11 protein-coding genes are annotated in these 13,258 nt (G+C 68.1%); 6 read left to right on the top strand and 5 right to left on the bottom strand.

Translation table 11 applies throughout. The annotated features are described in order from the left end of the window. Window positions 1-297 precede the first annotated feature (297 nt). Both V5O49_RS09120 and V5O49_RS09115 read left to right on the top strand, forming a co-directional pair. Window positions 298-1,137 carry a HamA C-terminal domain-containing protein gene (locus V5O49_RS09120; protein WP_332901947.1) on the top strand — a complete coding sequence of 280 codons (840 nt, stop codon included), beginning with the start codon at window positions 298-300 and terminating at the stop codon, window positions 1,135-1,137. Beyond that, window positions 1,122-3,266, top strand: a complete 2,145-nt coding sequence (locus tag V5O49_RS09115; RefSeq protein ID WP_332901946.1) for a DEAD/DEAH box helicase — start codon at window positions 1,122-1,124, stop codon at window positions 3,264-3,266. The genes V5O49_RS09120 and V5O49_RS09115 overlap by 16 nt, the downstream gene beginning before the upstream one ends. A gap of 68 nt (window positions 3,267-3,334) precedes the next feature. Here the strand turns inward: V5O49_RS09115 and metH are convergent, their stop codons facing one another. Then, window positions 3,335-6,949: a methionine synthase gene (gene metH, locus V5O49_RS09110; RefSeq protein ID WP_405001159.1), complete on the bottom strand. Its 3,615-nt coding sequence runs from the start codon at window positions 6,947-6,949 to the stop codon at window positions 3,335-3,337. A gap of 66 nt (window positions 6,950-7,015) precedes the next feature. Between metH and V5O49_RS09105 the strand changes: the two genes are divergently transcribed. Next, a complete protein-coding gene (locus tag V5O49_RS09105) occupies window positions 7,016-8,140 on the top strand; it encodes a GNAT family N-acetyltransferase (RefSeq protein ID WP_332901944.1) in 1,125 nt (374 codons plus the stop codon). A 220-nt stretch (window positions 8,141-8,360) separates the two neighbouring features. Here V5O49_RS09105 and V5O49_RS09100 read toward each other — a convergent pair whose 3' ends face one another. Then, entirely contained in the window at window positions 8,361-8,903 is a 543-nt protein-coding gene (locus tag V5O49_RS09100) for a GNAT family N-acetyltransferase (RefSeq protein ID WP_332901943.1), read from the bottom strand. A 42-nt stretch (window positions 8,904-8,945) separates the two neighbouring features. Between V5O49_RS09100 and V5O49_RS09095 the strand changes: the two genes are divergently transcribed. After that, window positions 8,946-9,650 carry a lysoplasmalogenase family protein gene (locus tag V5O49_RS09095; protein WP_332901942.1) on the top strand — a complete coding sequence of 235 codons (705 nt, stop codon included), beginning with the start codon at window positions 8,946-8,948 and terminating at the stop codon, window positions 9,648-9,650. 7 nt (window positions 9,651-9,657) lie between these two features. On the opposite strand, the gene V5O49_RS09090 is transcribed toward V5O49_RS09095, so the two are convergent. The 3 genes from V5O49_RS09090 to V5O49_RS09080 are packed head-to-tail and all read right to left on the bottom strand — an operon-like array spanning window position 9,658 to window position 10,743. Beyond that, the gene (locus V5O49_RS09090; RefSeq protein WP_332901941.1) at window positions 9,658-10,074 is read right to left on the bottom strand and encodes a GNAT family N-acetyltransferase; all 417 of its coding nucleotides are present in this window, start codon (window positions 10,072-10,074) and stop codon (window positions 9,658-9,660) included. 25 nt (window positions 10,075-10,099) lie between these two features. Continuing rightward, the gene (locus tag V5O49_RS09085) at window positions 10,100-10,516 is read right to left on the bottom strand and encodes a type II toxin-antitoxin system VapC family toxin (RefSeq protein WP_332901940.1); all 417 of its coding nucleotides are present in this window, start codon (window positions 10,514-10,516) and stop codon (window positions 10,100-10,102) included. Then, window positions 10,513-10,743: a FitA-like ribbon-helix-helix domain-containing protein gene (locus V5O49_RS09080; RefSeq protein WP_332901939.1), complete on the bottom strand. Its 231-nt coding sequence runs from the start codon at window positions 10,741-10,743 to the stop codon at window positions 10,513-10,515. Before V5O49_RS09080 ends, V5O49_RS09085 begins: the two co-directional genes overlap by 4 nt. Window positions 10,744-10,818: 75 nt before the next feature. Between V5O49_RS09080 and V5O49_RS09075 the strand changes: the two genes are divergently transcribed. Together V5O49_RS09075 and V5O49_RS09070 are read left to right on the top strand one after the other, a co-directional pair. Beyond that, complete coding sequence (locus V5O49_RS09075; protein ID WP_332901938.1) at window positions 10,819-11,541, top strand: alpha/beta fold hydrolase; 723 nt, start codon at window positions 10,819-10,821, stop codon at window positions 11,539-11,541. 101 nt (window positions 11,542-11,642) lie between these two features. Further along, entirely contained in the window at window positions 11,643-13,235 is a 1,593-nt protein-coding gene (locus tag V5O49_RS09070; protein WP_332901937.1) for an MFS transporter, read from the top strand. The last annotated feature ends 23 nt before the right edge of the window (window positions 13,236-13,258 follow it).

The raw sequence follows: 13,258 nt of genomic DNA, 5'->3' as shown, positions 1-13,258 counted from the left end.
GTCGACGTCGACGCCGCAGTGGTGCCCGCCCTGACTTCTCACCAAACCCATGTACCGCGCCGGAGCGTGCGCCAACAGTTAGTAGAGCCATCAGAGGGGATGATGTCCTGAGCAAACTTCACCCCCTCAGCGACAGCACTGAGCCACAGAGATCGATAGCATCCAACAGATGAGTGCAGTCCGGTTTGCATCCCATGCGCGAGTTGAACCGCGCATTGTGAGCGTCGCGAAGTTGGTCGTCGAGCGTCCCGCGAGCGTGGACCCGGCACGAAGCCCGGGTCAGGGTTCTTTGCTGTGGTGACCGTCCAGCAGGTGCGAGTACAGGACCTCGCGAAGCAACCTCCGCTTACCGCAATTTGTCCAGGGTACGAGCTTGGCCAGTGGCGAACGGAAGAGATGGCTAGCGATGTATTCTCACGCCATCTACCTTCGTTTGCATTGAGCTTCACGGACTGGAGTTCAATCACTGGTGATACTGCTGCAAGGATGCTGAAGAAGGCCGCGCAGGCGGTCTATGGTACCGAAAAATATAAGCGGCGCGGCGAATTTGGCGAGCTACTCCTGCATGGCGTGGTCAAAGACTTCTTCCATGCCGAGCCGGCCATCAGCAAGATACATTTCAAAGATAGCGCGAACGACACCGTCAAGGGATTCGATTGTGTTCACCTGATAGAGAACGACGGGGAAGTCGAGCTGTGGCTGGGTGAAGTAAAGTACTATACGAGCGTCAACTCCGCGATTCGTGACTGCGCCGCGGAGCTCCGCGATCATATTGAACAGGGATTCCTGAGGAACGAGTTTGTAGCGATCGTCAACAAACTTGACCCGAATTGGCCATACTCGACGCAGGTCGCCTCAATGCTTCATCAGAACAGGTCGCTAGACCAGATCTTAAATCGCATAGTGATTCCGGCAATGCTTACTTATGACAGTAGAGCAGTGTCAAGTCATTCCATCCTAGATGAAGCCTATATCAAGGCGCTCGAAGCGGAGGCTGAAGCGGCTTGGGAACGTTTTTGCGACGCGCTTCCTGAAGACTTCCCGATTTCGCTGCATCTTATTCTTTTGCCGCTCGACGACAAGAAATCCTTGACCGATGCTCTGCATGAGAAACTGCGAACATGGCAGGGAATCTAGAGGCGGGGAGGGTAGTTTTGGATACGTTTGAGCAGATTCGCGAGATCTCGCTCCTTGCGCTCGATCCCGGGCGAGAAGTAGAGGGCCGTGAACGGCTAATCCGCTTTCTAGACGCTTATGACGGACTATCGAATCGGCCAACGGTCGACACTCTCTGCGCCCGTTTCGGGCTCTACCCGTATATGGGACCTTCGGTAGATGAGCTGGGTTCCTGGGAGGCGTTCGCGGTCGAACTGCACACGCCGCCGGAACTAGCGGAAGAGGGCTTCACGTTCCACTCGGAGCAGCAGCGCGTTTATCAAAGGCTCATGGACGGGGAGTCTGTAATTCTTTCGGCGCCCACGTCGTTCGGGAAATCGGCCCTGGTCGATGCACTCGTTGCATCTGAGCAATGGTCCACCTTCGTTCTGATTGTTCCCACAATCGCGTTGGTCGACGAGACTCGACGTCGCCTTGCTAAGTTCAGAAACGAATATAGGATAGTAACGCATCCCACTGAAGAGTTCGCATCCAAGAATATTATTGTCATGACGCAGGAGCGCTTCCTGGAGGTCGACTCGTTGCCCGAAGTTGACTTCTTCATGATTGACGAGTTCTATAAACTCGGTTCGGGTGCGCAAGAGGACCCGAGGCGAAGCCTGTTGAATCTGGCTTGGCGCAGATTGAGCGCAACGGGAGCTCAATACTACCTGATTGGGCCAAACGTCGATCGACTCGACGAGCGTCTACCTGCCCGGCTTCGAGACAATCTTGTCAGGACTGATTTCCGGCCCGTTGCGGTCGATGTCGTTGACCGATCTTCGATTGAGGACCAAGAGTCAGACCTTGTTGAACTGGTCTCGCGGGATTTGCGGGGTTCAACCTTGGTGTTTACGGGTACCCCAAAGAAGGCCGTCACATTATCCCGCCTACTCGAGTCGGCGGTGAACGTCAGTCCTGATGGGACCGGCGTCAATGTGGCAGATTGGATTGCCGACAACTACTACGCGGATTGGGATGTCCCCCACGCTTTGCGCGCAGGCGTAGCCACACACACCGGCCCGCTGCCCCGCAGTCTTCAACGGATAATGATTCGACTCTTCAACGACGGGCTTGTGCCTGCAATGGTGTGTACTTCCACACTCATCGAGGGCGTCAACACATCGGCTCGAAATGTTGTGATATTTGAGAAGAAGATCGATGGCCAACTGATTGACTTCTTCACGTTCAACAACATTCGCGGTCGGGCTGGGCGCATGTTTCGCAACTTTGTGGGCCAGGTGGTGACATATATGCCCGTTCCGCATATCGAGGAGACGGTTGTTGATATCCCGGTTGAGAGTCAGTCGGAGTTGGCCGCGGACGCAGATTTGGTGCACATTGATGAGTTGGATCTGACCGCGGAATCGAGGGAAAGGGTTGGTCCAGTTCTGGCCCAAGATATCCTCTCGTTACGGGCTATTCGCGCTAATCGTGGATATGATCCTGAACTGCAATTGCTTGCGGCACGTCAAATGGCTGAGATGTCGATGGCTGACGCCGAGGCGATTTCGTGGTCGGGCAATCCACGAGTGGAGCAAGCCAAGGCGACTTTGGAGTTTGCTTTCAAGTTCTTGCTTTCAGGTAGGCAGAGACGATTGATGAGTTTTAGTGCGCTCTGGGGAAAGTTGCAGAATGCGCGAATTAATGCTGGCGACATGAGAGCACAGGTGGAGCAGCAGGCACGGTATGCCTTCAAGAATCAATCGACCAGCGACATCGTCGATGATGTATTGAAGTTTCAGCGCAACTGGATGGGTTTCACGATCCCGTCAATGCTGCGTGCGATGCAGGTCATCCATGCAGAAGTGCTTGCGGATCGGAGAGGTCTGTCGCGGGCAAACTATGAGTACTTGATTCGCGAGATCGAAGGGCTCTATTTGCCTTCGGGAGTCGCACAACTCGAGGACTATGGTATCCCGATTCCGTTGGGCCTGCGCTTAAGAGAGCTCGGGTTGCGCGGTAGTGACGTGCATCAATTGCTTGAGGGCTTGGTCGATTTCGCAGGCGACGCGCGCCTTGTATCGCAATTGTCTTCCGTTGAGCAGTGGATACTCGAAGACGCGGTAGTTGGGATTGCTGGACCGCATTCGGGACTGTTTAGCCATTAGCACGTGCAGCCCGAGCGGATTTTTTCGTGTTTCATCGATTTGAAGGCGATCCGCGTTGGGTTCATCGATCACACGCTGTAGTACTTGGCCTCGGGGTGATGCAGCACGAACGCGTCCGTCGACTGCTCCGGGTGAAGCTGCAGCTCGTCGCTGAGCGTCACGCCGACCCGCTCCGGCCGCAGCAGCTCGACGACCTTCGTGCGGTCCTCCATGTCGGGGCAGGCCGGATAGCCGAGTGAGATGCGCGCCCCGCGGTACTCGAGCTTGAACATGCCCTCGACGTCGTCGGGGTCCTCGTCGCCGAACCCGAGCTCGGAGCGCACGCGGGAGTGCCAGAACTCGGCCAGCGCCTCGGTGAGCTGCACGGACAGCCCGTGCAGCTCCATGTACTCGCGGTACTTGTTGTCGGCGAACAGCTTCGCCGTGTACGCGGACACCGGGTCCCCGACGGTGGCGAGCTGGATGGGCAGCACGTCGTAGCGGCCGGTCTGCTCGACCCACGACTTGGGGCGCACGAAGTCGGCCAGGCACAGGTGCCGGTCGCGCTTCTGGCGCGGGAAGGTGAAGCGCAGCCGCTCGGTCCCCGGCTCACCGCCGGATCCGCCGTCGGGCGCCCCGATGCCGGCCAGGCCGGGCCCGTGGTGCGCCACGACGATGTCATCGCCCTCGGACCAGACGGGGAAGTAACCGTAGACGACGGTCGGGTCCATGATCTGGTCGGTGCGGATCGTGTCGAGCCACTGGGCCAGGCGCGGCCGGCCCTCGGTCTCGACGAGCTCCTCGTACGAGGCCCCGTCCTCGCCGCGACCGGGCTTCAGGCCCCACTGGCCCATGAACGTCGCGCGCTCGTCGAGGAACGCGGCGTAGTCGGCGAGTTGGATGCCCTTGACCACGCGCGTGCCCCAGAACGGGGGAGCGGGTACCTCGTTGTCGGTCGCGACGTCGGACCGCTCGGGCAGGTCCTCGACCGCGGTCTCGGTCACCTTGACGACATTGTGGCGGCGCTTGCGCAGCGCCGGCAGCCCGACCGCCTCGGGGTCGGCGCCGCGCGCCACGGCCACCAGCGGCTCCATGAGGCGCAGCCCCTCGAAGGCGTCGCGGGCGTACCGCACCACACCGGGGAAGGCGGAGGCGAGGTCGTCCTCGACGAAGGTGCGGGTCAGGGCCGCGCCGCCGAGCAGGATCGGCCAGCGCTTCTCCAGGCCGCGCGAGACGAGCTCCTCGAGGTTCTCCTTCATCACCACGGTCGACTTCACCAGCAGCCCGGACATGCCGATGACGTCGGCGCCGTGCTCCTCGGCGGCCTCGATCATGGCCGAGATCGGCTGCTTGATGCCGATGTTGACCACCGTGTAGCCGTTGTTCGTCAGGATGATGTCGACGAGGTTCTTGCCGATGTCGTGCACGTCGCCGCGCACGGTCGCCAGCACGATGACGCCCTTGGACTGCTCCTCGGCGCCCTCGACCTTCTCCATGTGCGGCTCGAGCAGCGCCACCGCGGTCTTCATGACCTCGGCGGACTGCAGCACGAACGGCAGCTGCATCTGCCCGGACCCGAACAGCTCGCCGACGACCTTCATCCCGCCCAGCAGGTGGGTGTTGACGATGTCGAGGGCCTTCATGCCGTCGGCCAGGGCGGTCTCCAGGTCGTCCTCGAGACCCTTGCGCGCGCCGTCGATGATGCGCCGCTCCAGCCGCTCGCCCACGGGCAGCGCGGCCAGCTCGGCGGCCCGCTGGTCGCGCATCGCGGCGGCGTCGACGCCGGAGAACACCTCCAGCAGGTGCGACAGCGGGTCGTGGGTCAGGTTGCCCTCGTCGTCGTACCGCCGCCGGTCCCACACGAGGTCCTCGGCGGCCTGCCACTGCTCGTCGTCGATGGCGGTGCGCGGCAGGATCTTCGCGGCGTGCACGATCGCGGAGTCCAGGCCGGCCTGCGTGGCCTCGTGCAGGAACACCGAGTTCAGCACCGTGCGCGCGGCCGCGTTGAGACCGAACGACACGTTCGAGACACCGAGCGTGGTGTGCACGCCGGGGTAGAGCCGGTTGATCTCGCGGATCGCCTCGATCGTCTCGATGGCGTCGCGCCGCGTCTCCTCCTGCCCGGTCGCGATGGGGAAGGTCAGGGCGTCGACGATGATGTCGTCCACCCGCATGCCCCACTGCTGCGTCAGGGTGTCGATGAGGCGCGAGGCGATCGCGACCTTCTTCTCCGTGGTGCGGGCCTGGCCCTCCTCGTCGATGGTCAGGGCGACGACGGCGGCACCGTGCTCGCGCACGGCCGGCATGATCCGCTGGAACCGCGACCCGGGGCCGTCGGAGTCCTCGAAGTTCACCGAGTTCACCACGGCGCGCCCGCCCACCAGCTCCAGGCCGGCGCGGATCACCTCCGGCTCGGTGGAGTCGATCACCAGCGGCAGCGTCGAGGCGCTCGCCAGCCGCGAGACGACCTCCCGCACGTCCGCGACGCCGTCACGCCCCACGTAGTCGACGCACACGTCGAGCAGGTGGGCGCCGTGCCGCGTCTGGTCGCGGGCGATGTCGACGATGTCGTCCCACCGGCCCTCCAGCAGCGCCTCGCGGAACGCCTTGGAGCCGTTGGCGTTGGTGCGCTCACCGATCGCCAGGTACGAGGCGTCCTGGGACAGGTCCGTGTGCGAGTACAGCGACGCGACACCGCTGGTGCGCTCCACCTCGCGCTCCGGCAGCGAGCGACCGCGCACCGCCTCGACCACGCGCGCCAGGTGCTCCGGCGTCGTGCCGCAGCAGCCGCCCACCATGCCCAGGCCGAACTCGTCGACGAACTGGCTGTGCGCCGCCGCCAGCTCGTCCGGGGTCAGCGGGTAGACGGCGCCGTGCGGGCCGAGCTCGGGCAGACCGGCGTTCGGCATGCACGTGACCGGCACCTCGGCGTGCTTGGCCAGGTAGCGCAGGTGCTCGCTCATCTGGTCCGGGCCGGTGGCGCAGTTCAGGCCGATGGCGTCCACGCCGACGGCCTGCAGCGTGGTCAGCGCCGCCCCGATCTCCGAGCCCATGAGCATGGTGCCGGTGGTCTCCACGGTCACCGAGGCGATCACCGGGACGACGCGGCCGACGCCGCCCTCCTCGACCGGCCGCATCGCCTCGTGCGCGCCCGTCACCGCGGCCTTGGTCTGCAGCAGGTCCTGGCTGGTCTCCACCAGGATCGCGTCCGCGCCGCCCTCCAGCAGCCCGGCGGCCTGCTCGGCGAACGTGTCGCGCAGGTGCTCGTACGTGGTGTGCCCCAGCGAGGGCAGCTTCGTGCCCGGACCCATCGAACCCAGCACCCAGCGCGGGTGGTCCGGCGTCGCGTAGACGTCGGCGCGCTCACGGGCCAGCTCCGCGCCGACGCGGGCCAGCTCGCGGATGCGGTCGTCGATGCCGTAGTCCGACAGGTTCGACCAGTTCGCGCCGAACGTGTTCGACTCGATCGCGTCCACGCCGACCTCGAGGAACCCGTCGTGCACGCCGCGCACGATGTCCGGGCGGGTGACGTTGAGGATCTCGTTGCAGCCCTCGAGCTGCTGGTAGTCCTCCAGGGTCGGGTCGGCGGCCTGGATCATGGTGCCCATGGCGCCGTCGCCCACCACCACCCGGGTGCGCAGCGCCTCGCGCAGGGCGGCGGAACGGGCGTCGGCAGCGGCGATGTCGAGCGTGGAGGTCACCACGACAGCCTAGTTCGGCCGGGCCTAAACAGGGTGCGGCGCACACCTGGTGAGACCTACGCTCGCCCCATGGCCACCGTGGAGACCTCACCGGACCTCGCCCCGATCGCCGAGCGCGCGGACGCCCCGGCGACCCTGCCCACGCTCACCGCGGGCGGGCTGACCTGGCGCGCGGCCACCGCCGACGACGCCCCCGCGCTGCTCGAGCTGCGCAACACCATCGCCGCGGCCGACGCCGAGCCGTACCGCGAGACCCTCGAGGAGATCACCGACCTCTTCGACGCCCCGTGGCGCCGGTTCGACGTCGACTCCGTGCTCGGGTTCGACGCCGACGGCGCGCTGCGGGCCTACGGCCACGTCGAGACCATGCCCGGCGACACCCGCACGCTGCGGGCGTTCCTGTTCGGCGGGGTGCATCCGTCCCGCCGCGGCGAGGGCATCGGCCGCGAGCTGTTCGCCTGGCAGGTCGCCCGCGCCCGGCAGGTGCTCGCGGCGTCGGGCAAGGAGCTGCCCGCCCGGATCGGCGTCTTCGCCGAGGACGACGGACCGGCCTCGAAGCTGCGCCTGTACGAGCGGGCGGGCTTCGAGCCCCGCCGGTTCTACTCCGACCTGCGCCGCGACCTGCGCGACCTGGAGGCCGCCCCGCTGCCCGACGTCGTCCTCGACGGGTCGCTGCGACTCGTGCCGTTCAGCACCGCGCTCGACGAGGCCACGCGCCTGGCGCACAACGACGCCTTCCGCGACCACTGGGGCAGCGAGCCCAACACCCGCGAGCAGTGGCAGCGCGGGCGCACCGGCTTTGCACCGCAGTGGAGTCACGTCGTGGTCGATGACGCCCCCGACGTCGAGGCGCTCCTCGCCGACTCCCGCACCGACGACGAGACCGCGGCCGCGCTGCGCGCCGGGGAGCCGCTCGTCGTCGGGTACGCCGTGAACCTCCGGTTCGAGGAGGACTTCGCCGTGCGCGGGTACACCTTCGGGTACACCGGCGTGCTCGGCACCCGGCGGGCCTACCGCGGCCGCAAGGCCGGGCTCGCCGCGCTGCTGGCGAGCATGCGGTCCTTCGCCGCCGACGGCATGGAGTACGCGTGCCTCGACGTCGACACCGCCAACCCGTCCGGCGCCGACGGGCTGTACGCGAGCCTCGGGTACACCAAGACCCACGGGTCGCGGCTGCTCAGCATCGAGCTGTAGACGCTGCCGTCGTTGTGCGCTCGGGTCTTGCCCTCTCACATGCCTGTTGGGGCGCTGGGCTCGGCGCTATCCTTGGTCCGAGGGTGAAGGAGGTGGTCCAGATGGCCAAGATCATCAGTTCGAAGGGCGCGGCCCGGGTCGCCGCCCGCTCGACGAAGGCATCGGCGAAGCTTGAGGGACGCGTCGTCAAGTCTGCGCAGCGATCGGAGGCCACCGGTCGCTATGTCGCCGCCCACCCTGCGCGCACGAGCCGCTCGGTGTCCGGCACCGGGTCGGTGCGCAGCCGCCCGTAGGTCGCGACGTCGACCCGCCGACCGTCCACGAGGAACTTCTCGCGCTCGGTGCCCTCGCGGACGAACCCTGCGGCCCGTGCCACCGCGCCCGACGCCGGGTTGTTGACCCGGTGCCCGAGCTCCAGCCGGTGCAGCCCGCCGTCGGACAGGGCCCAGTCGGCCACCGCCGTCGCGGCCCGTCGGGCCAGCCCGCGTCCGCGGTGCGCGGCGTGCACCCAGTACCAGAACCAGCCGTTGGCGTTTACCGCGTCGATCGTGACGGCGACGAGCCCGACGCAGGTGCCCCTGTCGTCGACGGCCCAGGCGCGGTGCGGGCCGTCGGCGTCCGTCAGCCGGTCGACGTACCGCTCGGCCTCCTGCGGCGTCGTCACCGCGCCCTGGCGTGCCATGTCGGGCGCCGAGCAGAACGCCGCCAGCACCGCCTCGGCGTCGTCAGGGGTGAGCGGGCGAACCACGGGTGCGTCGGTCATGGCGGCAGGATCGCACCCCGGCCGCCCGCTACGCTGCCGCGCATGACCGACGTCGTTCACACCGACCGCCCCCTGCTCAGCCCGGGCGCAGCCCGCGTCGCGGCGGGCGCCTTCGCCGCCCTCGCCGTCGTCCACCTGGCCGCACAGCTCCTCGACGCCGCCGCGGTCGCGAACTCGACGCAGTGGCTGGTCATGCCGGCGCTCGCGGTCGTGCTCTGGTGCACGACGGCGGCACCCCGGCCGCGCCTCGTGCGGCTGGTGCTGGTGGCGCTCGGCTTCTCCTGGGTCGGTGACACCCTGCCTGACCTGTTCACCGGCGACGCGGCGTTCCTGGCGATGGTCGGCGGGTTCCTCGTCGCCCAGGTGGCCTACGCCGTGGCGTTCTGGCCGTACCGCCGCGAGTCCGTCCTGCACCGGCGCCGGGGAGTCCTGCTCGCCTACGTGGCCCTGGCGGTCGTCCTGGTGGCGCTGTGCCTGCCGGGCGCTCCGGGCGTGCTGGCGGCCGCCGTCGTCGTCTACGCGGTGTGCCTGGCCGCGATGGCGGTGCTCGCCACGGGCGTGCACCGGCTGGCCTGGCTAGGCGGTGCGCTGTTCCTCGTCTCGGACGCGATGATCGCGCTGGGTGCGTTCGCTGACGTCGTGCCGCCGCAGTCCGGGTTCTGGATCATGCTCACCTACCTCGCTGGCCAGGCGCTGCTCGTCGCGGGCGTCGTCGCGCGGCAGGCGATGTCAGCCCGGGCCGCCTGAGCACTTCTTAGCGCAGGCGGCGGCCCAGCCAGGTCTCCGGCTCGTCGAGCGTGTCGAATCCGGCCTGCCGGTAGAGCTCGTGGCCGTCGGGGGAGGCCTTGAGCAGCACGCGCTTGAGCCCGAGGCTCTCGAGGTCGGCCATGAGTCCGTCGACGATCCGGGTGCCGAGTCCCTGGCGTCGGTGGGCCGGGTCGACGATGACGTCGGCCACCCAGGCGAACGTGACGCCGTCGGTCACGGCGCGGGCGTAGGCGACCTGCGTGCCGTCGGCGGCGTAGATCCCGTAGTTGCGGCTGCCGGCGACCGCGGACTCCTGGACCGTGCGGCTGCGTCCGCGGGCCCAGAAGGCCTGCGTGGACAGGATCTCGTGGATCCAGTCGACGTCGAGGCGGTCGCGGTCGGTGGAGAACTCGTAGGCGGTCACGGGGGAGATTTCATCATGCTGACCGTCACCGTCCCGTGCCCGCGTCGACGAGCTCGACCGAGCACGCGCCGAACTGCTCCGCCGCACGGACCAGGCGGGCGTCGGCGGTCAGGAGGGTGGCCTGGACTCCTTCGGCCAGGGCCACGTAGGTCGCGTCATCGGCGCTCATGGTCGACCGCAGCGCCCAGAGGCGTGGAAACAAGGGCTCGGCGGACCAGCGGGCCGCGGGCAACGCCGCGAGGTCGTCGAGGGCCCCGCGCGCCCGAGGCTCGGGGAGGTGGCCGCCGAGCACCCAGCCTCGGACGACGGACGCGACCTCGACGACCGCCCGGTGCGGGATGTGCAGGTCACGGTCCGCCAGGATGCGAGGCGTGGCCCGCCGGCCCGCCGGGCTGCCGACGAGGAACTCGGCCAGGACCGAGGCGTCGAGGACGAGTGTCACTCGCGCTCGGACCGCGCTGCGGCGAGCACCTCAGCCGCATCGACCCCCGGCGTGTAGCTGCCGCGGTCGCGGATGCGGTCGGTGAGCTCGCTGATGGTCGGCCGACCGGCGAGCTCGCTCAGCTCCTGGAGGACGAACTCGGACAGGCTCTGGCCCGACCGGGCGGCGCGGGCCTTGAGCACCCGCTTGACGTCGTCCGGGACGTCCCGGACCTGCAGTGTGGACATGGATTCCAGGTTCGCAGCATGCAGAATGCATGTCACCGTCAGCCTGTGTCAGGGGTCACACCTACGCTCGGCGGCATGGACATCTTCCTGGTACCCGGCTTCTGGCTGAACGCGTCCGCCTGGGACGCCGTCACCCCGCCGCTCGTCGCGGCCGGGCATACCGTGCACCCGATGACGCTGCCCGGCATGGACTCCGTCGAGGCCGACCGCAGCGGCATCACGCTCGCCGACCACGTCGACGCCGTCGTCGCCGCGATCGACGCGCTGCCCGACGACGCCGAGGTCGTGCTCGTGGGGCACTCCGGAGGGGCAGCGGTGATCCACTCCGCGGCCGACCGCCGCCCCAGCAGGATCACCCGCGCCGTCTACGTCGACTCGTTCCCCCTCGGCGACGGGGGAGCGGTCAACCCCGACCTGCCCGTCGTGGACGGCGAGATCCCGCTGCCGGACTGGTCGGTGTTCGACGAGCCGGACCTCGTCGGCCTCGACGACACCCTCAGGTCGCGGTTCCGGGCGACGGCGATCCCGACACCCGCCCGCGTCGCCTCGGACCCGGTGCACCTGACCGACGACCGCCGCTACGACGTGCCCACCACGGTCATCGCCTGCGAGCACTTCGACTCCTTCGACGGGCCGCGGGCCATGTACGAGCACTTCATCGCCCAGGACGACCCGTTCACCCGCGAGCTCGCCGCGATGCGGGACTGCGAGATCGTCGAGCTACCCACCGGGCACTGGCCGATGTACACGCGCCCGGTCGAGCTCGGCGAGGCGATCGCCGCCGCGGTCGCGCGCTGACCCCCCGTCCCGCCAGGACCGGTGCGCCGTCCCGGTCACGGGCGGGGTGAACCGGGTGTGCTCGACGCGTGAGCGGGGGCGTCTCCGCCTAGCCTCGCCGTATGGCCCGAGCCCAGGACGGCAGCCCCGGGGCGTCGTCGTCACCCACCACCGCGCCGCGCCGCATCGTCCTGGCGGCGTTGATCCTCGTCGCGGCCGTCGCCAACCTCAACCTCGCCGTGGCGAACGTGGCGCTGCCGGACATCGGCGAGGCCCTGGACGCCTCGCAGGTGGACCTCAACCTCGTGGCGGTGGGCTATTCCCTGGGTCTGTCGGCCTCGGTGCTCTACCTCGGGGCGGTCGGCGACCGGTACGGCCGCACCGCCCTGCTGCTGCTGGGCACCGCAGGCGCTGTCCCGTTCAGCCTCCTGGCCGCGTGGGCGCCGTCGACGGAGGTCCTGTTCCTCGCGCGCGTCGGCGGCGGGCTGTGCGCCGGCATGGCGTTCCCGACGACGCTGGCGCTCGTCTCCGCCCTCTGGTCCGGACAGGCGCGGACCCGCGCGATCGCCCTGTGGTCCGGCATCGGTGCCGCGTTCGCCGCCCTCGGACCGCTGGCCGCCGGCTGGGTCCTCACCCAGTTCTGGTGGGGCTCGGTGTTCCTGCTGACGATCCCGCTGGCGATCTTCGCCCTCGTCCTGGCCTGGGTCGTGGTCCCCTCGCACGTCAACGAGAGCACCGAGCCGGTCGACCACCTGGGCGGCGTGCTGTCCGTGCTGCTCGTCGGGTCGCTGGTGATGGCCATCAACCTCACCGTGCTCCCGGACCAGGGCGTCGTCATCGCCATCCTGGTCGGTGTGGTGCTCGTCGCGGGCACCGGGTTCGTCCTGCGACAGCTGCGCACCGCCAAGCCCCTGTACGACCTGCGTGTCGCCGCCCGGCCGACCTTCTGGGTGGCGGCCGTCGCCGGGCTCGTGATCTTCGGATCGCTCATGGGCGCGATGTACGTGGGCCAGCAGTACATGCAGAACGTCCTGGGCTACAGCACCGTCGCGGCCGGCGCGGCGATCCTCCCGGGCGCCGTCGGCATGGTGCTCGTCGCCCCGCGCTCGGCCACGCTCGTCGTGCGGTACGGCTCGCGGGTCACCATGCTCAGCGGCTACGTGTTCGTGCTCGCCGGCTTCCTCGTGATGCTCCTGCTGTGGACCGAGGACGCGGCCTACTGGCCCGTCGGGCTCGGCTACTTCCTGGTCGGCGTCGGCGTGGGGCTCTCGGGTACCCCGGCGTCCAACTCGCTCACGGGCTCGGTCCCGGTGCAGCGCGTGGGCATGGCGTCCGGGACGGCGGACCTGCAGCGCGACCTCGGCGGCGCGATCATGCAGTCGGTGTTCGGCTCGCTGCTCGCCTCCGGCTACTCCGGGTCCATCGCATCGCAGATCAGCAGCTCGCCCGACGCGTCGAAGGTCACGGCGACCACCGAGGCCGCCCTGCAGAAGTCCTTCGCCGGGGCCGAGGCGATCGCCGCCCGCTACCCGCAGTACGCCGACCAGATCACCTCGGCGGCACGCGAGGCGTTCCTCGCGGGCGACCAGTGGGCCTACCTCTCAGGCATCGCGGCGGTGCTGATCGGTGCAGCGCTGGTGGCGGTCTTCTTCCCGCGCCACGAGCGGGAGCGTGAGCTGCACGCCGCCTACCAGCCGCCGGGGACGACCGCGTGAGGCCCGCGCTGCTCAGCACCGGT

Origin of the sequence: Isoptericola haloaureus (assembly GCF_036689775.1) — a bacterium.
Lineage (GTDB): Bacteria > Actinomycetota > Actinomycetes > Actinomycetales > Cellulomonadaceae > Isoptericola > Isoptericola haloaureus.
The sequence above is the reverse complement of the archived record's forward strand: the minus strand, read 5'-3'. Positions and strand labels throughout refer to the sequence as shown.

What these genes read in the sequence shown, in the direction of transcription:
- V5O49_RS09115 (WP_332901946.1), top strand. Translation starts at nt 1,122, where the DNA reads ATGGCAGGGAATCTAGAGGCGGGGAGGGTAGTTTTGGATACGTTTGAG.
- V5O49_RS09105 (WP_332901944.1), top strand. Translation starts at nt 7,016, where the DNA reads ATGGCCACCGTGGAGACCTCACCGGACCTCGCCCCGATCGCCGAGCGC.
- V5O49_RS09100 (WP_332901943.1), bottom strand. Translation starts at nt 8,903, where the DNA reads ATGACCGACGCACCCGTGGTTCGCCCGCTCACCCCTGACGACGCCGAG.
- V5O49_RS09095 (WP_332901942.1), top strand. Translation starts at nt 8,946, where the DNA reads ATGACCGACGTCGTTCACACCGACCGCCCCCTGCTCAGCCCGGGCGCA.
- V5O49_RS09080 (WP_332901939.1), bottom strand. Translation starts at nt 10,743, where the DNA reads ATGTCCACACTGCAGGTCCGGGACGTCCCGGACGACGTCAAGCGGGTG.
- V5O49_RS09075 (WP_332901938.1), top strand. Translation starts at nt 10,819, where the DNA reads ATGGACATCTTCCTGGTACCCGGCTTCTGGCTGAACGCGTCCGCCTGG.
- V5O49_RS09070 (WP_332901937.1), top strand. Translation starts at nt 11,643, where the DNA reads ATGGCCCGAGCCCAGGACGGCAGCCCCGGGGCGTCGTCGTCACCCACC.